This is a genomic window from Psychrobacillus sp., assembly GCF_032154225.1.
In the GTDB taxonomy this organism is placed as follows: domain Bacteria; phylum Bacillota; class Bacilli; order Bacillales_A; family Planococcaceae; genus Psychrobacillus.
The window spans coordinates 106,989-128,713 of record NZ_JALDYF010000003.1; the positions used below are offsets into that span (position 1 = coordinate 106,989).

Annotated in this window: 29 protein-coding genes; 15 read left to right on the forward strand and 14 right to left on the reverse strand. The window is 37.0% G+C overall.

Going from position 1 to position 21,725, the window contains the following annotated elements; translation table 11 throughout:
- Window positions 1–226 precede the first annotated feature (226 nt).
- A complete protein-coding gene (locus RUH95_RS06205; protein ID WP_313891971.1) occupies window positions 227–847 on the forward strand; it encodes a DUF47 domain-containing protein in 621 nt (206 codons plus the stop codon).
- 12 nt (window positions 848–859) lie between these two features.
- A complete protein-coding gene (locus RUH95_RS06210) occupies window positions 860–1,858 on the forward strand; it encodes an inorganic phosphate transporter (RefSeq protein WP_313891972.1) in 999 nt (332 codons plus the stop codon).
- Between the two features lie 127 nt (window positions 1,859–1,985).
- On the opposite strand, the gene RUH95_RS06215 is transcribed toward RUH95_RS06210, so the two are convergent.
- Complete coding sequence (locus RUH95_RS06215; RefSeq protein ID WP_313891973.1) at window positions 1,986–2,342, reverse strand: hypothetical protein; 357 nt, start codon at window positions 2,340–2,342, stop codon at window positions 1,986–1,988.
- 111 nt (window positions 2,343–2,453) lie between these two features.
- Here RUH95_RS06215 and RUH95_RS06220 point away from each other — a divergent pair, with 111 nt between their 5' ends.
- Window positions 2,454–4,586: an MMPL family transporter gene (locus RUH95_RS06220; protein WP_313891974.1), complete on the forward strand. Its 2,133-nt coding sequence runs from the start codon at window positions 2,454–2,456 to the stop codon at window positions 4,584–4,586.
- 86 nt (window positions 4,587–4,672) lie between these two features.
- Here the strand turns inward: RUH95_RS06220 and RUH95_RS06225 are convergent, their stop codons facing one another.
- The gene (locus RUH95_RS06225) at window positions 4,673–5,278 is read right to left on the reverse strand and encodes an alpha/beta hydrolase (RefSeq protein ID WP_313891975.1); all 606 of its coding nucleotides are present in this window, start codon (window positions 5,276–5,278) and stop codon (window positions 4,673–4,675) included.
- A gap of 158 nt (window positions 5,279–5,436) precedes the next feature.
- On the opposite strand from RUH95_RS06225, the gene RUH95_RS06230 reads away from it, so the two are divergent.
- The 8 genes from RUH95_RS06230 to RUH95_RS06265 all read left to right on the forward strand — a co-directional run bounded on the left by RUH95_RS06230 (window position 5,437) and on the right by RUH95_RS06265 (window position 9,747).
- Entirely contained in the window at window positions 5,437–5,697 is a 261-nt protein-coding gene (locus RUH95_RS06230; protein WP_313891976.1) for a metal-sensitive transcriptional regulator, read from the forward strand.
- Between the two features lie 80 nt (window positions 5,698–5,777).
- A complete protein-coding gene (locus tag RUH95_RS06235; protein ID WP_313891977.1) occupies window positions 5,778–6,257 on the forward strand; it encodes a DsrE/DsrF/DrsH-like family protein in 480 nt (159 codons plus the stop codon).
- Between the two features lie 13 nt (window positions 6,258–6,270).
- On the forward strand, window positions 6,271–6,642 hold the full coding sequence (locus RUH95_RS06240; RefSeq protein WP_313891978.1) for a rhodanese-like domain-containing protein: 372 nt from the start codon (window positions 6,271–6,273) through the stop codon (window positions 6,640–6,642).
- On the forward strand, window positions 6,630–6,926 hold the full coding sequence (locus tag RUH95_RS06245; protein ID WP_313891979.1) for a rhodanese-like domain-containing protein: 297 nt from the start codon (window positions 6,630–6,632) through the stop codon (window positions 6,924–6,926). The genes RUH95_RS06240 and RUH95_RS06245 overlap by 13 nt, the downstream gene beginning before the upstream one ends.
- 49 nt (window positions 6,927–6,975) lie before the next feature.
- On the forward strand, window positions 6,976–7,539 hold the full coding sequence (locus tag RUH95_RS06250) for a sulfurtransferase TusA family protein (protein WP_313891980.1): 564 nt from the start codon (window positions 6,976–6,978) through the stop codon (window positions 7,537–7,539).
- 30 nt (window positions 7,540–7,569) lie between these two features.
- Complete coding sequence (locus tag RUH95_RS06255; RefSeq protein WP_313891981.1) at window positions 7,570–8,697, forward strand: MBL fold metallo-hydrolase; 1,128 nt, start codon at window positions 7,570–7,572, stop codon at window positions 8,695–8,697.
- A gap of 24 nt (window positions 8,698–8,721) precedes the next feature.
- On the forward strand, window positions 8,722–8,949 hold the full coding sequence (locus tag RUH95_RS06260) for a sulfurtransferase TusA family protein (RefSeq protein WP_313891982.1): 228 nt from the start codon (window positions 8,722–8,724) through the stop codon (window positions 8,947–8,949).
- Window positions 8,950–8,970: 21 nt separating this feature from the next.
- Window positions 8,971–9,747 (forward strand): sulfite exporter TauE/SafE family protein, encoded by a 777-nt coding sequence (locus RUH95_RS06265; protein WP_313891983.1) that lies wholly within the window; start codon window positions 8,971–8,973, stop codon window positions 9,745–9,747.
- A gap of 50 nt (window positions 9,748–9,797) precedes the next feature.
- Here RUH95_RS06265 and RUH95_RS06270 read toward each other — a convergent pair whose 3' ends face one another.
- From RUH95_RS06270 to RUH95_RS06300, 7 genes are all read right to left on the reverse strand, one after another.
- Window positions 9,798–10,829: a beta-carotene 15,15'-monooxygenase gene (locus RUH95_RS06270; protein WP_313891984.1), complete on the reverse strand. Its 1,032-nt coding sequence runs from the start codon at window positions 10,827–10,829 to the stop codon at window positions 9,798–9,800.
- Between the two features lie 201 nt (window positions 10,830–11,030).
- Window positions 11,031–12,197 (reverse strand): MFS transporter, encoded by a 1,167-nt coding sequence (locus RUH95_RS06275; protein ID WP_313891985.1) that lies wholly within the window; start codon window positions 12,195–12,197, stop codon window positions 11,031–11,033.
- 119 nt (window positions 12,198–12,316) lie between these two features.
- Window positions 12,317–12,694 carry a YobA family protein gene (locus tag RUH95_RS06280; protein ID WP_313891986.1) on the reverse strand — a complete coding sequence of 126 codons (378 nt, stop codon included), beginning with the start codon at window positions 12,692–12,694 and terminating at the stop codon, window positions 12,317–12,319.
- Window positions 12,695–12,706: 12 nt separating this feature from the next.
- Complete coding sequence (locus RUH95_RS06285) at window positions 12,707–13,180, reverse strand: hypothetical protein (protein WP_313891987.1); 474 nt, start codon at window positions 13,178–13,180, stop codon at window positions 12,707–12,709.
- A gap of 140 nt (window positions 13,181–13,320) precedes the next feature.
- Window positions 13,321–14,274 carry a dipeptidase gene (locus tag RUH95_RS06290; RefSeq protein WP_313891988.1) on the reverse strand — a complete coding sequence of 318 codons (954 nt, stop codon included), beginning with the start codon at window positions 14,272–14,274 and terminating at the stop codon, window positions 13,321–13,323.
- A 58-nt stretch (window positions 14,275–14,332) separates the two neighbouring features.
- The gene (locus RUH95_RS06295) at window positions 14,333–15,316 is read right to left on the reverse strand and encodes a diaminopimelate dehydrogenase (protein ID WP_313891989.1); all 984 of its coding nucleotides are present in this window, start codon (window positions 15,314–15,316) and stop codon (window positions 14,333–14,335) included.
- Between the two features lie 131 nt (window positions 15,317–15,447).
- Complete coding sequence (locus tag RUH95_RS06300) at window positions 15,448–15,948, reverse strand: DinB family protein (RefSeq protein WP_313891990.1); 501 nt, start codon at window positions 15,946–15,948, stop codon at window positions 15,448–15,450.
- A 137-nt stretch (window positions 15,949–16,085) separates the two neighbouring features.
- On the opposite strand from RUH95_RS06300, the gene RUH95_RS06305 reads away from it, so the two are divergent.
- The gene (locus tag RUH95_RS06305) at window positions 16,086–16,460 is read left to right on the forward strand and encodes a nucleotide excision repair endonuclease (protein WP_313891991.1); all 375 of its coding nucleotides are present in this window, start codon (window positions 16,086–16,088) and stop codon (window positions 16,458–16,460) included.
- A gap of 49 nt (window positions 16,461–16,509) precedes the next feature.
- Here RUH95_RS06305 and RUH95_RS06310 read toward each other — a convergent pair whose 3' ends face one another.
- The 4 genes from RUH95_RS06310 to RUH95_RS06325 all read right to left on the reverse strand — a co-directional run bounded on the left by RUH95_RS06310 (window position 16,510) and on the right by RUH95_RS06325 (window position 18,990).
- Complete coding sequence (locus RUH95_RS06310) at window positions 16,510–17,502, reverse strand: NAD(P)/FAD-dependent oxidoreductase (protein ID WP_313891992.1); 993 nt, start codon at window positions 17,500–17,502, stop codon at window positions 16,510–16,512.
- A 75-nt stretch (window positions 17,503–17,577) separates the two neighbouring features.
- The gene (locus RUH95_RS06315; RefSeq protein WP_313891993.1) at window positions 17,578–17,967 is read right to left on the reverse strand and encodes a thiol-disulfide oxidoreductase DCC family protein; all 390 of its coding nucleotides are present in this window, start codon (window positions 17,965–17,967) and stop codon (window positions 17,578–17,580) included.
- A 40-nt stretch (window positions 17,968–18,007) separates the two neighbouring features.
- Entirely contained in the window at window positions 18,008–18,493 is a 486-nt protein-coding gene (locus RUH95_RS06320) for a TraR/DksA C4-type zinc finger protein (protein WP_313891994.1), read from the reverse strand.
- Window positions 18,494–18,531: 38 nt separating this feature from the next.
- Complete coding sequence (locus tag RUH95_RS06325; protein WP_313891995.1) at window positions 18,532–18,990, reverse strand: DinB family protein; 459 nt, start codon at window positions 18,988–18,990, stop codon at window positions 18,532–18,534.
- A gap of 98 nt (window positions 18,991–19,088) precedes the next feature.
- Here RUH95_RS06325 and RUH95_RS06330 point away from each other — a divergent pair, with 98 nt between their 5' ends.
- From RUH95_RS06330 to RUH95_RS06340, 3 genes are all read left to right on the forward strand, one after another.
- Window positions 19,089–19,670 (forward strand): histidine phosphatase family protein, encoded by a 582-nt coding sequence (locus RUH95_RS06330; protein ID WP_313891996.1) that lies wholly within the window; start codon window positions 19,089–19,091, stop codon window positions 19,668–19,670.
- A gap of 51 nt (window positions 19,671–19,721) precedes the next feature.
- Entirely contained in the window at window positions 19,722–20,348 is a 627-nt protein-coding gene (locus RUH95_RS06335; RefSeq protein ID WP_313891997.1) for a YfbR-like 5'-deoxynucleotidase, read from the forward strand.
- Window positions 20,349–20,448: 100 nt separating this feature from the next.
- Complete coding sequence (locus RUH95_RS06340; RefSeq protein WP_313891998.1) at window positions 20,449–21,093, forward strand: GntR family transcriptional regulator; 645 nt, start codon at window positions 20,449–20,451, stop codon at window positions 21,091–21,093.
- A 465-nt stretch (window positions 21,094–21,558) separates the two neighbouring features.
- Here the strand turns inward: RUH95_RS06340 and RUH95_RS06345 are convergent, their stop codons facing one another.
- On the reverse strand, window positions 21,559–21,705 hold the full coding sequence (locus tag RUH95_RS06345) for a hypothetical protein (protein WP_313891999.1): 147 nt from the start codon (window positions 21,703–21,705) through the stop codon (window positions 21,559–21,561).
- Window positions 21,706–21,725: the final 20 nt, after the last annotated feature.

Below are 21,725 nucleotides of genomic sequence, written 5' to 3' on the forward strand. Positions count from 1 at the left end.
AACATTTCAGAAAGTTTCATATTCTTACTCTTTTTAGAAAACAGAAAAAATACACGTCAATTTCTAATATAATGACGTTTAAAATTCCTTATTTTAGGTTTCAATGTTACAGTAATGTAAATTTCACTTTTGAAACGTAAAAATTGTATAGATTTAATCATTATTTTGGTATGCTATTTGAGGAAAAATGTCGAAAAATACACTTACTAAGTCCAGGAGGCTTTTTATGATTAGTTCAAGAAAACCAGACCCATTCTTTACATCACTTTTAAAAATTGCTGAAAACGTACGTGAAGCAGCCCATTACGCAGATGATTTTAAGATCAATACGGCTTCGGATTTAAAAGAAATTAGCAACCATGTAAAAAATTATGAAACTGCTGGGGACTCACTTATTCATGAGTTAATCGTGATGCTAAACAAATCCTTCATGACACCTATTGAGCGTGAAGATATTTTGCAATTAGCTATTCGATTAGATGATATTTTAGACGGTATTGATAACTTCACTGCTCATCTTGAAATGTTCTCTCTTATTGAAATTGATGAATCTATGCGCACATTTTTAGGATATATCGTAAAAAGTACAGATGAAATCGTAAAAGCAATGGAACTTCTTTCACGAAAAAAATTGCTTCAAATGCATGAACACTCTATTCTTATTAAAGAATATGAACGCAAATGTGATGAAGTACTTCGTTCGTCCATTAAACAACTGTTTTTAAACGAAAAAGATCCAATTCGAATCATTCAATTTAAAGACATTTATGAACAATTAGAAGATATTGCGGATTATTGTCAAAACGTTGCAAATACGATTGAGACAATTATCATGCGAAACGCGTAGGAGAGTATACTTATGGATACTATTCTCATTCTTACCGTTTTAGTAGTAATATTCGCATTAGTATTTGACTTTATAAACGGATTTCACGACACAGCGAATGCAATTGCAACTTCTGTTTCAACAAGAGCTTTAAAACCTAGGGTAGCTGTATTAATGGCCGCTATTATGAACTTTGTTGGAGCACTTGCTTTTACAGGAGTTGCTAAAACAATTACAAAAGATATCGTTGATCCATTCACTTTACAAAATGGCTCACTTATCATTTTAGCTGCACTATTTTCAGCTATTATATGGAACTTGGTCACTTGGTATTTTGGAATTCCATCCAGTTCTTCTCATACTTTAATCGGCTCAATCGCTGGTGCTGCTGTATCAGCTGCTGGATTTGGGGTATTAAACTGGTCAGGGTTCATTAAAATCATTCAAGCTTTGCTCATTTCTCCTTTCTTAGCTCTTGCTGTTGGATTTTTAATGATGTCTTTATTCAAAGTAATCTTTAAAAACGGAAGCTTATATGGGACAAACAAAGGATTCCGCACATTCCAAATCGGAACCGCGGCACTTCAATCGTTTACACATGGTACAAATGATGCGCAAAAAGCGATGGGGATTATTACAATGGCTTTAATTGCTGCAGAATTGCAATCTACTGATGATATTCAATTATGGGTACGTATTGCCGCTGCAACTGCAATGGGACTTGGAACTTCTATTGGTGGTTACAAAATCATCAAAACAGTTGGCGGTAAAATCATGAAGATTCGTCCTATTAACGGAGCTGCAGCTGACTTGTCATCTGCCATGATTATTTTTGGAGCAACAACTATTCATTTACCTGTTTCTACTACGCATGTTATTTCGTCTGCAATTATGGGAGTTGGAACTGCACAGCGTGTGAAAGGCGTGAAATGGGGAGTTGCTAAAAAAATCGTGTTGACATGGATTATTACATTGCCGATATCAGCAGTATTAGCAGGAGTTATCTTCCAAGTACTGAACTTGTTCTTTTAACTAAGAACATCATAGCTACCCAGTTTCTGGATCGCTTCGGACTTTACATTAGGCTATACGATGAATGAGGAAATTTTTAAAGCTTGTTGAAAGTGGCTACGCCCCTTTCAACAAGCTTTTTTGTCGGTCATCGTATGGCAAATATTCGCCTTTCACTCGCCAGAAACTTCCGTGCCAAGTAATTAAATATTTCGGGAATAGGAGAAGCAAGCCTCTTTCTATATTCTTTGATGGTCGCCAAAGATTCAATTTTGGTGATTCTTTTTAGTTTTTTAGAAAGTGACACTTCTACATTTGGAAAGAAAGTGGAGAAGTAGAGAACAAACTTACTTCGTACAAAAATTGTAGCTCTATTTCTAACTAGAAGTGAAGATGAACTTTTTTCTTTTCCTTTTACATGAAAGGAAGTAACATGAATACACTCCCATAAGCAGGATGGATGTAGTGAAAAGCGCCCGCTTGTAACTAAATCCACTCCATTCATTCCTATATACTCTTCCATTCAATGTTCTTACAACTTTAACATTAGATTAGTATGTTCCCCTCACTTTCCAGTACAATTAATGTAGTTAGTATTTTCTAAGGAGGAATTTTTATGCGACTCTTGTCTAATATCATCATACGTTACTATAAAATTGTATTAGTCGCTTGGCTTTTATTATTTTCCGTATTAGCTGTTTTTGCAATTCGATTACCTGGTTTATTAGAAGGTGATGGCTTCAGCACGGATGGAGAGCATCAACAAGTGATGAAAGAGCTTACCGATACATTTAATCTGCCAGCAGAAACATTATTTATAGTATTCGACAAAACAAGCGATCAAACAATTGAACAAACGATAACAAATATTGAAAAGCTGCATATTGCAGAAACGATTCAGTCACCATTAGAGGATGAGACACTTTACAAAGACCATGTCGCTTATGCAATGCTCCATTTCAATAGCGACACGGTCGATATGAATAAAGTCGTCGATTCCATTCGAGAAACAATTGACGGTGAAAAAGGCGTCACATTAACTGGTGGTGCTGCGCTAAATAAAGATATTAATAGTGCGAGCCAAAAAGACTTAGTGAGCGCTGAAGCAATCGGCTTGCCAATCGCTGTAATTGTTCTTCTACTTGCTTTTGGCAGTGTATCCGCTGCATTTATTCCACTAGTTGTTGGGATTATCACCGTTGTTTCTACTTTTGGAATGATGACATTATTCAGTGGAACGATGAATTTATCCATCTTTGTCATGAATATTATTCCGATGCTAGGGCTTGCTTTAAGTATCGACTTTGCTTTATTACTCATTAATCGCTATAAAGAAGAACGAGTGAAACAATCTATTCCAGATGCAGTTCAAACTGCTATTCAAACTGCTGGTCGCTCCATTATCTTTTCGGCAGTTTGTGTTTTTATCGGATTAGGTGCCATGCTCGTGATGAAAGTGGAAATATTCCAGAACCTTGCACTTGGGGGAATGCTCGTTGTATTAATGGCTGTATTAGCATCAATAACCTTACTACCAGCTATTTTATTGCTTATCAAAGATGGTATTAATAAATGGACCATTCTACGAGTAAGACCAGGTGCTTCTACTAAATGGCGCAATTTTGCTGCATTCGTTATGAAACGTCCTGTTACGCTGATCATTGTAGCATTAATCATTTTAGGTATTGGTATTATTCCAATAAAAGATATGAAATTGACTATTCCACAAGTCGACTCCCTACCTCTTTCCTATGATTCACGACAAGCTTATGAATTGATGGATAAAGAGTTTGGATTAGGAGAACAATCGACAGTCTATATGCTTGCAGAACGAAAAGGCGGCTGGGACAATACAGCTGGTTTAGAGGCAATGAAAGACTTAGAAGATCAATTGCTAAACGATAAAGAAGTAGACTCAGTCAATTCGATCTTCCAAGCAAGTGAAATTCCGACAGTCGAACAATGGGAGCAAAGTATGCAAGTTCCAGAAGTTGCAGGGCAGCTTACGCCTCTTTTTGAAACATTTGTTCAAGGGGATACATTATTGCTCCCTATTACATTAGGCTTGAACGGTGCTTCTAATGAGGCGCAAGAATGGACACGAACATGGTCCGACAAAAAATTAGCCGTAGATATTTCACTCGGTGGTCAACCAAAGTTTAATCAAGAAATTTTCGATGAAATCTTCAATAAAGTCGGCTTGCTGCTAGCGATTATTCTTGGGTCTACCTTTGTCATATTGATGATTGCCTTCCGTTCTATTTTAATACCTCTAAAGGCAATTATTATGAATGTCATCGGGCTTTCCTCGACATTTGGAATTCTCGTTTACATCTTCCAATACGGACATTTTGGAATCGAAGAAACAACGATAGCACTAATCATTCCAGTCATTGTATTCAGTCTTGTATTTGGACTTAGTATGGACTATGAGGTGTTTTTAATTTCTCGGATTCAAGAAGAGTATTCGAAGTCACTAGATAATACAGCTGCAACAATAGATGGACTTACTTCTACTAGTAAAATCATTACGTCTGCAGCGCTTATTATGATTGTTATTACCGGAGCTTTTGCATTTACGGACGTTATGCCCGTTAAACAAATTGGAGTCGGCATCGCAATCGCCGTAGCAATTGATGCATCTATTATCCGATTATTGCTCGTTCCAAGCTTGATGAAACTATTCGGAAAGTGGAACTGGTGGATGCCTTTTAGAAAAGGACCATACAAAGCGAGTAAGTGGCACTAAGTAAAACGGTCAAGCGAGTGTATTTCCTCGCTTGACCATTTTTTAATTGAACCATTTAATTATCTTATGGATTCGACCGATTCTCCTTAAAAATTCTTGTCATACCATTCTTTCGCCGCTTGTACCTCGTCTTGCATTAGCTGATGGCCGTACATATGCCAATATAACTCAACTTGTGCTCCCGCATTTGTAAGCATCGCGTGTAAGTCCTCTGATTCAACAGCAGGACACATTTGATCATTTTTCCCTGCTCCGATAAATACAGGTGTTCCAACATGCTTCGGAATTTCAATGCCACGTCTTGGCACCATTGGATGATGCAAAATAGCACCTTTCAGGACATTTTCATATTCAAATAAAAGATTCGCTGCAATGTTCGCACCATTTGAATAACCGATTGCTACTACATTATTACGATCGAACTCGTAATTTTTTGCAGCCTCATCGATAAAATTTTTCAACTCTTCCGTTCGGAACGCTAAATCCTCTAGGTCGAATACCCCTTCCGCTAAACGTTTAAAAAAGCGTGGCATTCCATTTTCTAATACATTTCCTCGCACACTCAAAATTGATGCCGTTCCATCTATGCCTTTCCCTAAAGGAACTAAATCATGCTCGTTTCCACCTGTTCCGTGTAAAAGTAATAGCGTTGGCTTTGTATCATCTGCGCCTTTATAAAAAACATGTTCCATGTTCAAACTCCCTTTCAATTATCTCGAATTTGAGATAATTATAACTAATTTATATTGCAAGGTCAATTAAAGCAAAACAATACCGTTGACATTATACCCCTATAGGTATAATATAAAAACAGATTAACCAATTCACACACTAAAAGGAGTGAATACAAATGGAATACAATGATCAGATGAAAAATAGAGTAAAACGTATCGAAGGTCAGTTAAGAGGCATTTTAAAAATGATGGAAGAAGAAAAAGATTGCAAAAATGTAATCACTCAACTATCTGCTACTAGATCTGCCATTGACCGAACTATTGGTGTTATCGTCAGCTCAAACCTTGTAGACTGTGTACGCAGTGCCAACGAACAAGGACAAGAAACAGATGAGTTAGTAAAAGAGGCTGTAAACTTACTCGTGAAAAGTAGATAGGATTGGTGCATACTACCGATCCATTCTTTTTAGAACAAAATATACCCCTATGGGTAATAAAATAAATGGAGTGTGACTACATGTCAGAGACAAAACGAACGACTATCGTGTTATTTAGCGGTGACTACGATAAAGCAATGGCGGCTTATATTATTGCAAACGGAGCAGCAGCCTACGATCACGAAGTAACAATTTTCCATACGTTCTGGGGTTTAAATGCACTGCGTAAAGAAGAGGAAATACCAGTTAAAAAAGGATTCCTGGAAAATATGTTTGGCAAAATGATGCCTCGTGGTGCTGAAAAAATGGGCTTATCGAAAATGCAGTTTGCAGGTTTTGGTCCAAAACTTATCAAAAATGTTATGAAAAAGCATAATGCCCTAACACTTACACAACTAATCGAAATGGCACAAGAGCAAGATATCAAGTTAGTTGCTTGTACAATGACGATGGATTTATTGGGCTTACAGCAAGAAGAATTATTAGATGACATTACTTATGCTGGAGTTGCTGCGTATTTAGCAGATGCTGAAGACGGCAATGTAAACTTATTTATATAAGGGAGTGAACGAATTGGATTATGGAGGCTATATACTAATCGGGCTCGTCGCAGTGTTTTTATTGCTACGAATACTGCCAACGAAGGGTGTAAAACAAATTACTACAGCTGATCTGAGCAAGGAGCTACAGCAGAAGCAGAAGCAGAAGCAATTTATAGACGTGCGAACACCTGCCGAATTCAAGGCTCGTTATATTAGCGGGTTTCAAAACATTCCACTGCATCAGTTAAACAATAAAACAATTAACAAACTATCAAAAAAAGAAGAAGTCATTGTTCTTTGTCAAAGCGGTATGCGCAGCAATAAAGCATGTAAAACACTTAAAAAGATGGGCTTTGAAAAAGTAACGAACGTACGAGGAGGAATTTCACAATGGAACAATTAACGACGAAAGAAGTAGAAACTTTATTAAACGAGGGCAAAGCAGTTCAGCTGATTGATGTACGTGAGGTAGATGAAGTTGCAGCTGGCAAGATTAAAGAAGCGATTAATATCCCATTAGGATTGATCGAATTCCGTATGCATGAGCTAGATAAATCGAAAGAATATATTATCGTTTGCCGTTCTGGTGCTAGAAGTGGAAGAGCAACTGAATTTTTAACAAGTCAAGGATTTAAAGCGGCTAATATGACTGGTGGCATGTTAGCGTGGGAAGGTCCTATCCAGTAATTTTTAAGCTTTTATATACCCCACCCGGTATAATACAGGAGGAATTCAAATGAAATCAGATGTTTTATTAGATGCTAAGGGGCTTGCATGTCCAATGCCAATCGTTAAAACGAAAAAAGCGATGACAAACCTAGACGGAGGTCAAGTTTTAGAAGTTCATGCGACGGATAAAGGCTCTAAAGCCGATCTTCAAGCATGGGCGGAGAGCACTGGGCATCAGTATTTAGGAACATTAGAACAAGATGGTGTATTAAAGCATTACTTAAGAAAATCATCGAATGATGAAGCAATCGAAAGAAAGCATCCCTATGTAATTAGTAACGAAGGGCTTCAAGAAAAATTACGAGCAAATGAAGCAACTATTATTGTTGATGTAAGAGAAGAAGCAGAATTTGCATTCAATCATATTCCAACAGCTATTTCTATCCCATTAGGAGAATTAGAAAACCATCTGCACGAGTTAGACAAAGAGGCAGAACTATATATTGTATGTCGTACAGGAAGTCGCAGTGATTTTGCAGCTCAAAAGCTTGCTGCTAGTGGTTTTGAAAAAGTGCTAAATGTTGTTCCAGGCATGAGTACATGGACAGGACATACCGATAAAAAAATTTAAAACAAACTATACTATAGGGGGTATATATAAATGACAATTAAAGCAATGACAGCTAAAGAAGTTGCTTCCAAGGCAATCCATAGAGATGAAGTCTTTATTTTAGATGTTCGAAATGAAAACGACTTTAAAGACTGGAAAATTGAAGGACATCACTTTGAACACTTGAATATTCCTTATTTTGAACTGCTTGATGGAGTAGAGGAAATCCTTCCACAACTCCCTTCTTCAAAAGAAGTTTTAGTTGTTTGTGCCAAAGAAGGTTCTTCCATTATGATCGCTGAAATGCTTGCTGAAGCAGGACGAGAAGCTTCTTACTTAGAAGGTGGTATGAAAGCCTGGAGTGAGTATTTGGAGCCCATTAAGATTGGTGATCTGAATGGTTCTGGTGCAATCTATCAATTTGTTAGGCTAGGTAAAGGCTGTCTTTCTTATATGGTTGTATCAAATGGAGAAGCAGCTCTTATTGATTCGACACGTATGATAGATGTTTATATTGATTTTGCCGAAAGTATCGGTGCTACTATTACGCATGTACTAGATACTCATCTTCATGCAGACCATATTTCAGGTGGAAGAGCTATCGCTGAAAGAACAAATGCGACATACTGGCTGCCTCCTAAAGATGCTACTGAAGTGACATTTAAATATGAGCATTTGGAGAATGGTAGTAGTATAACTATCGGTAGCACTTCTATTGATATACATGCACTATACTCCCCAGGGCATACGATTGGGTCTACATCGTTTATCGTAGATGAATCTTACTTGCTTTCTGGAGATATATTATTCATCGATAGTATCGGTAGACCTGACTTAGCTGGTCTTGCGGATGATTGGGTTGCTGATTTACGCGAAACGCTTTATAAACGCTATCGAGAACTATCGACAGACTTAATCGTACTACCTGCACATTTCATGATGATGGAAGAATTAAATGATGACGGAAGTGTTTCTAAAAAACTTGGTACATTATTTGCTGAAAATCACGGATTAAATATTGCTGATGAAATGGAATTTAGAAATATAGTTACAAAAGAACTTCCTCCACAACCAAATGCATATCAACAAATTCGAGAAACAAATATGGGGAAAATTACTGTAGATATAGAACAACAACGTGAGATGGAAATTGGACCAAACCGTTGTGCCGTACGATAAAAAATAGATTAGGAGAGATGAAACATGAACGCAAACAAAGTATTAGATGCAAAGGGACTTGCTTGCCCAATGCCTATTGTTAAAACGAAAAAAGCTATTAATGAACTACAATCAAATGAAGTACTAGAAATACATGCAACAGATAAAGGGTCTAACGCAGATTTAACTGCATGGGCAAATTCTACTGGGCATGAGTTATTAGATGCAAAAGAGGAAAATGGTGTATTCAAGTTTTGGATTCGCAAATCGTAACTCGTTAAGGGAGCTTTCAACATGGATATCACATTTATCATTACAATTTTCCTAATTGGGTTTATCGGATCTTATATTTCAGGAATGCTTGGAATTGGCGGGTCCATTATAAAATATCCGATGCTCCTATATATTCCGCCTTTAGTTGGTTTAACAGCGTTCACTGCACATGAAGTTTCTGGGATTAGTGCAATCCAAGTTTTCTTTGCAACGATCGGCGGTGTTTGGGCTTATCGAAAAGGTGGTTACTTAAATAAATCATTAATAGCATATATGGGAATTAGCATTTTAATCGGTAGTTTTATAGGAGGATTTAGTTCTAAGCTCATGTCCGAAAACGGGATAAATATTGTATATGGGTCACTTGCCTTAATCGCCGCGATTATGATGTTTGTACCGAAAAAAGGAATCGATGATATTCGGCTAGATCAAGTGACATTTAATAAGAGCTTAGCAGCATTCCTCTCCTTAATCGTTGGGATCGGCTCTGGTATTGTAGGAGCGGCAGGTGCATTTTTATTAGTTCCAATTATGCTTGTCGTATTAAAGATTCCAACAAGGATGACGATTGCTTCTTCCTTAGCAATTACTTTTCTTTCATCCATTGGAGCGACTATCGGGAAAATTTCAACGGGGCAAATAAGTTATTATCCCGCTATCATTATGATTATTGCCAGCCTAATTGCAGCGCCTCTTGGAGCAGCAGCTGGAAAAAAGATGAACACAAAAGTGTTACAAATTATTTTAGCTGTCATTATTTCTATAACAGCGATTAAAATTTGGTTAGAAATTTTATAAACCAAAACTCCCTGTGAAAATTCGCAGGGAGTTTTGTATATGTTTACATCCTAGTTAGTATTCATTACATCTTCTAAAAGAGTTCTTAATTTCTCTGGCTCATCTACACGAATTGCAATTTCGGTTACTTTCTTTTTCATTCCCATGAACATCGTTACTTCAACTGGTTCGTGTAAATGAATGATTGCTTGTGGTTCTAATTCTTCAAAATCACGATAGATAAATTTGACTGTGTCTTTGCTAGGAAGAGCTCCTCCCCACTCAATTTCTTTCATGAGTGAGAGTGGTACGATTATTCTAGCGGTTAACCCTTGTGTAATGTATAATTTTTTATCCCTTATTTCCAATGGATGCAAGCGTGTAATTTGAATATCTGCTAAAAAGTAAAATATGGAGTATATATTTAGAATAAGTAAAATGATAGACAGCACAAGTGATTTCTCATGTAGCCACCAGTGGATCCCGATTGTTTCAATTACAATTGCATGAATGAGCATAATATTAAATGCCACTGCACTTGTCTTTTCATGCATTGTCACAACTCCAGCATGACTTGGCTTTTTCTTTCTCCAAGTAAAAAATGCATAATAAATCATCAGAAACTCTGACATAACTACTCGTATAAAAAATTTTTTCGTTACGACGTTCTCAACAGCTGGTAGAAGGCTATATATAGCACCTTCATTCATTTCAATCATTTGTTTTCGTATTTTTGGTACTTTCCAAATGACTGCAAACAATAACGCAAGCTCTGCAAGTAAAAGTACGGCTTCCACTGCGATTCCAGCGTAAAGTGCTCCTCTATACGGCGTATACAGTTCTGCTGGCACAAGGAATCTTGCTAACACAAGTCCGAATACCATTAGTCCTAGCGTCTGCTTTTTAGTAATTTTAAATGCTCCAAAAGCCAATAAAGGTACAACAATAGCTAAATCAATAAGTGACCCTACAGCAACTCCACTAGTCAACGACAGAGATAAAAATTCTTGAACACCCGATTGATACAATAAAATATTCGATGTAAGTACTAAAAGAAGAAAAGCCATTGCTAAATGAGCCTTACGAGTTCTACGATAAACCATACAAACTCCTCCTTACTACTATTCTTTCTTTCATTATATCTTTCCTGTTTTCCAAAACACCAGTATTACTTGCCCCTGCTGTTGTGACTTTCCCTGTGACGCAAATAATTTAGACACAATTCAAAATTTTCTGCGTCATAGGACATTAATTCACACAAATTAAAAAAGCTGCACCGTAATTTTACGGTGCAGCTTTTCCTATTATATTTTACGTACCTTCCACATCATCGATCCGACCATCGTAGCAAGCAGGACGATTAATCCTAAAATAAACGGATAAACAATATGCACATCATATAAAAGACCAGCAAGCAACGGCCCTAAAATATTTCCTATACTCATATATGCGTTATTCATACCCATTGCGAAGCCTTGCTCTTTTCCAGCTAACTTAGATATTAATGTCGTAAGCACTGGTCGCAAAATAGATGTAGCAAGGAAAATGATCATAGTTACTCCAAAGAAAAATGCATAGCTAGATGCAATAATCGAAAGTAAGAATCCAAATGCTGCTAATCCTAAAAACATTCTTAGCACTTTCACTTCCCCAAAACGTTTAACAACCCATTCCACAGCAAACAACTGAACAATTACACTTACGATTCCCGTCGCTGTTATCATTAAAGCAATATCTTGTGGAGACGCTCCAAATTCTTTGTCTACAAATAGTCCAAGAACCGACTCATACGCCATTAAACCGAAGCTCATAACGAGGGTAATAACAAGAGGGATAAAATAAGGCTTTTTAGTAGATTGGATAATCTCTTTGACCATAGATTCTTGCTTTGCATCAGACACATCACTATTTTCAGGCTTACTTTCCTTCAACACAAATGTCGAGAAGATTACAGCTAAAACTCCAACAACAGCTGAAATAAGCAATGGCATTTTTAAGCCGAAATCTGCTAAAAACCCACCAATACCAGGACCAACAACAATCCCAAGTGACATTGCAGCAGAGATAAAACTATTCCCTTTAGCACGCTGATCCATCGTTGTAATATCCGCTACATAAGCAAAAATAGCCGGTATTAATAATGCAGCACCTACTCCACCAATAACACGTGATATATATAAAACAGTTACAGAATCAGACAAATAAAATACGAACATAGATAAAGCTAAACCACTAAGACCGGCAATAATCATTATTCTTCTTCCATATTTATCTGCCCATCTCCCAGCAATCGGAGACATTAAAAGCTGCGCACCTGCAAATATGGCAATCATTAAACCTGCCGCTGTTCCACCTTCACCAATTGACTTTAAATATGCTGGTAGAATGGGAATAATAATCCCAAAACTTGCCACTGCTATAAACATATTCACCATTAGAACAAATAATTTCTTTCTTTGATCCTTAGACATCTATTTCCTACTTTCATTAATTGAGATTTGCAACAGAGTACCATGCTTTTCGACACAATACAAGAAAGCTACTCAACCTCAATATAAATTGAAGTTAAATAGCTCTATTTTGACATCATTTATTCCGTTATTTTTTCCAGCGTTTTTGCTGAACCTTGCATTGGATAAGATTCTTGAAGACCAGTGTATCCAATCTTCACCTTATCATATACTTCTAGCTTATTTCGCTGATCCATCGTTACCGTGAACCAAGTAGCATCTTTTCCTGCATCAATAGCTTCTTGAACAGAAAGCTTTTTCGCTTCATCCACTGGCAGATCCGCTATAACTAAAATACTTCCATTATCATTTATCTCCATAATAATTCCAGTCATATAGCTAGCTGGCTGCGGCTGCGTTGGATTGTTTTCGAAAAACTGCATGACAAAGTAAAAAGTAGCTCCAATCGCGACAAATAAAACGGCAATAATAAAGAAAACCGTATATTTCCCTTTCATTTGAAACCCTCCTTACCTTGTACCGACTTTTCGAAAGCCTTCTTCAAGTAAATAGGCTTTTGCTTCATCGTATGAACCAAAGCTTTCTTCTAAATTATATCCATGATAAATATTCCATAACGTGTCTTCTTGTAATAAAGTTAACTTCGAGTCTTCTTTATTTTTCCATTCTTCTTCTACTTCATCATCATCAACCTCTTCTTCCGCTGTTGCTAAATAAGCGATGGAAACTTTGATCAATTTTCTTAATTCATCAGCAGAAGCTTCACGGATATTCAAATGGCCTTTATCATTGGCTTCCTCATATTCAGGAATATCTCCAACATAAACAAATCCGTTTCCATTCGGATGCAGATGATAAATTACAGTGGTTTTCTCATATAAACTATCTTCATAATGGTAATTAACTCGTTTCATCGATACTTCTTTTCGAGTCAACTCCGGAAATTCTTGTATAATTAATTCTTTTTCTTCAAATGTAAGCATATGGCGCCTCTTTCTTTAATTATTTCAACTCATATTATAGCATACATATCGTTAATTCCTTCGCGTCCACCATTCCGAAATGATAATAAAACAAATAACTACGGCTATAGCAACTGCAAAAAACCACCCTGGCAGATTACTCATTTCCGTTTTTCCACCTCACTAATTTGCTTCACATATCGAATTAAATTTTGAGAAGTAAAACCTCCGACCTCTTCTTTCGAATACTTCGTCAATAAATGACTTACTAAATTTTGCACTTTCGAAGCATCCTCTAAACCTACTATAAACTGGTCGATTCCATCAAAGTCTGAACCTAATCCGATTACATGCTTTCCACCTAGAGAAACAATATGATCGATATGTTTTGTTAAATCTACTAATTCGACCGGCTTTTTCTCTGCGTTAATAAACAGTGGATAGTAAACAACATGAATAGGTGACTCTCTTGCAATTAACGCCTTTATTTGATCGTCTGTTAAGTTTCTTGGTGAGTTACAAATCGTTCGCGCATTCGAATGACTCGCCATTAGCCACTTCGCTTTAGGTAGCACATCCCAAAACGATTTATCACTTAAATGCGACACATCAATAATAATATTTCGTTCGTTCAATAAAGCAACGACTTCTTCTCCAAGCATAGAAAGTCCTCTTTCTGTTTGTTCAGATGCACCGTCCGCTACTGCATTCGCACCATTCCATGTAAGACCTACTAATTTAACTCCATGAGAAAGTAAAAGCTTCAGCTTTTCTATATCTCCATCAATCATAGACAAACCTTCCAGCGATAATACCGCTCCAATTTGTCCTTCCTTCAGCGTTTCTAGCTGCTCCCATTCATAAATCGCAACAACATCCTCATGCTTCCCAACAACTTCTGTATGGAAAAACTCGATTTGTCTTATCGCTTCTATGAATTGTTGTTCTTTTGGAAGTTCTTCTGATACAAACACAGCAAATACTTGAAGTGCCACTTCTCCAGCCTTCAACGCTTCTTTATTCGCCTGAAGCAACGGAGAATCTGCGAAATTAACCGGCTGCTCTGTCCCTGCAAGTTTATATAGTACATCACAATGTAAATCATATACTTTCATTTTGACATCCCCCTATTAGAAAACCGGTACCCTAATTATAGAGGCACCGGTTTATTTTTTATAACAATTCTGCTCGTAATTGTTCGGCAGTTTTTGGTGACAACAGTCCAAATGGAATATCATATACTGTTTTCGCTCCAAATTGACCTGATAATCCAAGACGATAAGCAGCTCTTGCATAAGCAACTAAAACGCTAGAAGTAAAGTTCGGATTACTTTCTAATTTCAATGAAAACTCCATCAGCTGTTGATCATTCGCACCACTCACTCCACTGCGAATAACAAATCCACCATGTGGCATACCACTATGATTCGTTTCTAGCTCTTCTTCAGAAATAAAGTGAACAGTCGTGTCATAATCAGCAAAATAATTCGGCATCGTTTTAATTTGCTCTTCGATTCCAGCTTGCTCTACGCCTTCCTCTAATACAACAAAACATTCTCTCGTATGCTTTTCTCTTGTAGAAAGTGACGGAAGCTTTCCACTACGAACACGCTCCACTGCATCCTTTACCGGAAGTGTGTATTGAACTGCATTTTTTATGCCTTCAATACGTCTTAATGCGTCTGAGTGTCCTTGGCTTAACCCATCTCCCCAAAACGTGTACGTATTTCCTTGAGGAAGAACAACTTCTCCAAGCAATCTATTTAATGAAAATAAACCTGGGTCCCAGCCAACAGAAATAACACTTACTTTCTCCGATACTTTCGCTACTTCATCTACTTTATTAAAAAACTCTGGTATTAATGCATGTGTATCGAAGCTATCAATCGTATGGAACCATTGTGCAATTTGAGGTGTTTGCTCAGGCAAGTCAGTCGCCGAACCTCCACATAAAATCATCACATCTATTTTATCTTGAAAATCTTTTATATCTTCAACTAAATAAACTCCTACTGCTGCATCATTTACTTGAATTGTGGAAGGATCACGTCGTGTGAATACTCCTACTAACTCCATATCTGGGTTTTGCTTTACTGCCAGCTGCACTCCACGCCCTAAATTACCGTACCCTACAATACCAATTCGAATTTTGCTCATGTTATTTTTCCTCCATTACGTTCGTTAATAATAATCAAATTCGCCTTGGTCCATTTGTCCAATAAAATCTGTCATCCACCAAAAGCTTTCAGTTAAAAATAACTGCATAGTCTTTAACAGTCAATGAATAATTATTCAGGTGCTTGTCCTGAGAATGCTAGCCATTCTTCTTTTGATGGTCCATACATCCCTGGAACAACGAGACCCGCTTGACGCATAAGTACTGTCATTTGTCCGCGATGATGCGTTTGATGGGAGATTAATATTTGCAATATCGTTGCAATCGTCCATTGCTCTCCGTACATATCTGTTTTCTCGAATAGACTTTCATCTGTCCACTGTTCTTGAATCGCTTGCACCATAGCGTCACTTGATTTTTTATATGCCTCTGCAAATTCTTTTGCGTGTGTTGGAATTGGTGCATCGTGAGGAGTAGCAGTAAATTGCAAGCCCGTTTGACTAACCATTTCATCCACAGTAATCACTATATGCCAAGCAAGTCGCCCTAATGTTCTGCCTTCATCATATACTTTTTGAGTTAGTGACTCATCTGTTAATGAGTTCAAAACTTTCAGCGTAGAGTTACTTTCATGTTTCCAATTTGTTAAAAAATCGTCTATTTTACGAATCAATTAAATCCCTCCACATAATTTTTCATCTTTTTTATAGTTCTACATCTCATTGTTAGATTCCTTCTTTTGTTCTCAAAATAGATATTATTACCCGATTATGTTATAGTGAAGAATAGACAATAAGAGGACGTGAGTGAATGATTAAAGTAGAATTACCAAAACCAAACGTAGTAATTACACAACGCGAGCAAGTACTTAAAGAAGGCGAAGTCGAAATTCCTTCAATCTATGGATTTATCGACTTCCACCAACTGCCCCGTGATGTAGGCGGAATTTTCATGTTTTACAACAAAGAAAATGAGCTTTTATTCGTTGGTAAAGCACGTAAGATTAGACAACGTATTAAAAAACATTTTGAAGACAATTCTTCAGAAATGATTAACCACCGCAACGAAGTTTACAAAATTAGCGTGTGTATCGTTGCAGAAGCATTGGATAGAGATATTTACGAATCGTATGCGATTAATACACTTAGATCAAAATACAATATCGATAAAGCATTCTTTAGATGATAAGAAATAACCCCTAGACACATTCAAATATGTGACTAGGGGTATTTTTTTACTTCACCGTTTCAAAAATACTCGTACTATGCATTGGTTGCACGCGTGATTTCGGATCGATGAATGCCTTTATATGACTAATTGCATTTGGAACTTCCCCAAATCCAACGGCAATCAACTTCACTTTCCCACCATGTGTACAAACATCACCTGCTGCATAAATACCTTCTATATTCGTTTCCATCTTTTCATTGACTACGATAGAATTTTTTTGCATTTCTAGTCCCCATTGTTTTAAAGGTCCTAAAGAAGCTATATTTCCATAGTTAACAATTACATGATCAACTGGAATTCTTTCTTCTTCCTTATCTTTCCCGACAATAACAACTTCACGAATAGTTTCTCCATCCCCAACTAATTCCTTAATGCCATAAGGTGTTTTTATATGCACTTTAGAATTTTGAAGCTGCTGAACAGTCATTTCATGCGCTGTAAACTGCTCTTTTCGGTGACAAATCGTCACTTTAGATGCAACATCCTCTAGCATTAATGACCAATCTAGCGCCGAATCTCCGCCACCTAGCACAAATACATTAGAGTCTTTGAAGTCTTGAATGTTTTTCACTTTATAATGGAGACTTTTCCCTTCATAAGCTGCTGCTCCTGGTACATTTAACTTTCTAGGTTGGAAAGCACCAACACCAGAAGTAAGCAAAATCGTTTTAGAATAATGAACCGTTTTATCTGTAGTTAGTACGAAAAAATCTCCACGCTTCTCTACTTCCATTGCGGTTTCTTCCAAACAAATTGTCGGATTGCTATATCTCGCTTGTTCTTCCAAGTTCGCTACTAAGTCTTTCGCTAGTATTTTTGGAATACCACCAATATCGTATATATATTTATCTGGATAAAGCTCCATTAACTGTCCACCAAGTTGTGGCAAGCTATCAATTATTTTCACTTTTAAATCTCGTAACCCTGCATAAAAAGAAGCAAATAAACCTGTTGGGCCTCCGCCAATTATTATTACATCATATACTTCCTCTTCCATACTTGCTTTCACCTCACTGCTTTTTCGAGAATGAAAATGATTCTCAAGTATAGCGTATCATAAAATATGTGTATATTACAGAAATCGATTTCTAATGTCGGGAGATGGGATTGTACAACTATCTTTTTTCCCAAACCATCTATATCTATTCCTAGCAATCAGTTTGTACACGCTATCTCGAAGTGATTTCGGAAGAAACTTAAACAGATAAAATCCTTTCCACATTCCATTTAAATGTTTACATACTAGAAGTGCCGCGTCTGAGGAATCGTATACTATATCATTTTCCATTACTAAAAAACTATCCAATTCCTCTGATATTCGATATTTCATTTTAAGCTCTAACCCGATTTCACTTTGCAAAGCTACAAATTGAAAGTACCCATTCGGATCTCGAGCAATTATAAATTGAACACTGGCGTCGCAAAAATTACATTCCCCATCAAAAAAAACAATAGCAGTCATACGATTACCTCCTTTCCTCTATCTTACTACAGTACTTACCTTATTGCTTATCCGATGGTGTATCAGAAGAGCCGACTTCTTCTAAATCATCAAAGCTGTTTTCATAATCCCGAATCCTAGAGTCTTCATTATCCACAGGTTGATCAGTCGTCGCATTCAAAAGAGATTCTTCTACAGGACGAATTGACTCGTCCACTGCTTGTGGTGCATGTTCCACACAAGTAGTAGCGGTCGGAACTGCCTCTAATCTTTCGTATGGAATTTCAGCAGAGCATTCACTGCATACGCCATATGTCCCTCCATCAATTGCTTTTAGAGCTATGTGTATATCCTCTAATTCTTCCTTGTAATGCTTTCGAAGTGCTAAACGAGTATGTTTATCGGTCAAGTCCGTCGCATTATCCGCAGGATGATTATCAATATTGGATAGCTCCGTAGTTTCAAACTCCTCATCACTTTCCATACTTTTTTCAAGTTCACCTAACCGTTTATTTAATGTATTTTTTAATTGATCATATTTCGCCATTTGAATTCCTCCTTCAATAATAGAAGGATTCCCAGAACTCAGCGAAATAAAACAACTTGTACATCTTTGCCTAAGAATAACAAATAATTATATAGCTGTGCACGATGATGAGTTAAATGATTCAAAGTTTGTATAAACCATTCTGCACTACTATATTCACTTCCCCAATACGTAGAAAATTTATATGCCAATTCTGCGTCTGTTTGTTCTTCAAAATAGGAAATAAACTCTTGAATCCCAGCTGTAAATTGATCTTTTGCATACACAATACTAGTTGGCATATTGGTTTCATAATAGTGTGCCATTTGTTGTTGTGTGTTGCCTTTTTGAATAAGTAAATCAGCTTTAGGAATTTGTGCTAAATGCACACATACTTCCCAAACACTCATTTTATTCGCAATCGGACGTTTCTGTAGTACCTCGTCTTCTACATGCTCCAACAATTGCACAATCGTGCCTGAAATGAATCCTAATTGACTAATCGCGTCATTAATCATTTATTATCCTCTTCTTTCTTTTTTCATCATATATATCTGATTGTATGATAACATTAATCCAATTCACAGCTAGACTTTCTTAATTGGGAGGCAAAAATTTGGCAACAATTGGATTAATACGACATGGAATAACAGAATGGAATGAACTTGGAAAAGCGCAAGGAATATCAGATATCCCATTAAACACAACAGGAAAACAACAAGCACATGCACTAGCAAATCGACTGGTTACTGAAGAAAAATGGGATATGATTGTTTCTAGTGACTTGTCGCGAGCTATTGAAACAGCACAAATAATTGCTGCAAAATTAGACCTGCCAATAAGCATTTATGATACAAGAATACGTGAAATTGATTGTGGCAAAATAGAAGGAACTACTCTTGATGAAAGACTTAACAAATGGGGACAAAATTGGCGAGAAATAGATCTCGGAATGGAGAAATTTGAAGACGTATCTAAAAGAGGTGCTGAATTCTTAGACGAAGTTGCATTGAATTTTAAAGGAAAACGAGTATTACTAGTTAGTCACGGAGCTTTAATAGGTCTTACCTTGCAACGGTTATTACCTGCAATATTTCCCAAAACAAACATTCAAAATACTTCCCTCACTATTCTTCATAACTTCGAAAATAAGTGGGAATGCTCTTTGTATAACTGTACAAATCATTTAATTGATTAAACTCTCTTCATTCATGAGCCAAACTAAGGAAAATTCAAAGGAGTGTTTCTAATGGGTATCCATCAATTTTTTATGAGTATGAACGATCTCGAAAGAATTATCCGCTGTCCAGGCCGCTTCAAATTTGAAGAGCATAATGTTGCCGCGCATTCTTGGAAAGTTTCCCAATATGCAATGTTCTTTGCAACAATTGAGGAAAACAATGGAGCAACGATCAACTGGAAGTCGCTATATGAAAAAACGATCAATCATGACTTTGCCGAAATTTTTATCGGCGACATCAAAACTCCAGTGAAACACGCATCTCCAGAGCTTAAACAAATGCTTTCTCATGTGGAAGAAAAGATGATGGAAAAGTTCATATTAGATGAGATTCCAACAGAATTTCAACCTATTTTCTTTGATCGAATGAAAGAAGGAAAAGATGAGACAATTGAAGGAAAACTATTAGAACTTGCAGATAAACTAGACCAAGTGTATGAATCGTTTGCAGAACTTAAACGTGGTAATACTGATCCAGAGTTCATCCATATGTACGAAATTGCTTTAACTAAAATTCTGCATCTTCCACTTGAAAAAAGTATTCATTATTTTAGAGAAGTTATGCTAAAAGATATTATGGAGGAAGACTCATCCATTGATGTAAAAGCAATTACATTAAAAATCCTTGCACAATAATTCTGCTTTTATATCACAAACGCAATATACTGTATAATAGAGTTTATGCTATTATTATACTATTGCTTAATAACTACGATAATTACAAGGGGTGATTTTCATGCCAATACCAATTAATCATGCAAAACCCATTCGTACGACAGCTAAATTAAGTGCCTTCAATCAATTACAGCAATGGATTATTGACGGTACACTGCAACCTGAAGAAAAGTTAAATGACCTAGAACTTGCCCAAGCACTCGGCGTCAGCAGAACACCTATTCGTGAGTCATTACAACTACTTGAGTCTCAAGGGTTTGTAACAACGAAGCCTGGAAAAGCCACGCAAGTAACGGCTGTTGAAAAAGATGATATTAATAATCTTTTACCACCACTTGCAGCATTACAATCGCTTGCCGCGGAGCTTGCTATTGCTAATTTAGATGAGCAAGCCCTACAGCTACTTGAAGAGAAAAATAAACTCTTTGCAGATGCTCTTTATGAAAACAGATTTTCGGATGCTATAAAAGTAGATGAAGAGTTTCATCAGCTCATTGTGGACAGTGCAAATAACCCATACATACTTTCTGTAGTAGAAATGCTTCAAGCACATGTGCGTAGATTGTTTTATCATGAAGAAATAGTATTAAAAGAAAATTCTATTGCACAGCATGCCGAAATTATTCGTTTATTAAGAGCAAAAGATACAGCACAAGTCGCTGCGATTATGCGCGCAAACTGGCTGTATACAATTGAAGAATTCTAATAAAAACATCTTAGCGACTCAGTTTCTGGCTCATCTCAGGCTTCACATTGGACCATACGATGAACGTTAAAATTTAAAAAGCTTATTGGAAGTGGCTGCACCGCTTCCAACAAGCTTTTTCGTCGGTCATCGTATGGCAAATGTTCGCCTTCTACTCGCCAGTAACTTCCGTGCCAAGTAATTAAATATTTTTGGAAATAGGATAAGCAATTCTCTTTCTTTGTTCTTTGACGGCCGCCAAAGATGCAATTTTGGCGGCTAATTGCCGGTTTTTACAAAGTGACACTTCTGTATTTGGACAGATAAGTGGAGAAGTAGATGCCAAATTTACTTCATACGAAAATTGTTGGTCTATTTCTAACTAGAAGTATTGATGAGCTTTTTCTCTTCCTGTTGCATGAAAGAACTGAAGTAGAAGGAATATAACTCCACTCTCATAGGCAGGGTGGATGTAGTGAAAAGCGGCTACTCCAGCGGGAACAGCGGATTTTTTCTGCGACGAGTAACCGCAGGAGCACCGAGCTGAAAGCCCGGCAGAAGCGTTTTTGCAGCGACGAGGAGATTGAAGCCGTGCCCCCCGAAAGCGCCCGGTTTGTAACGAAATCCACCCATCCATTCCTGTACCCCCTTCC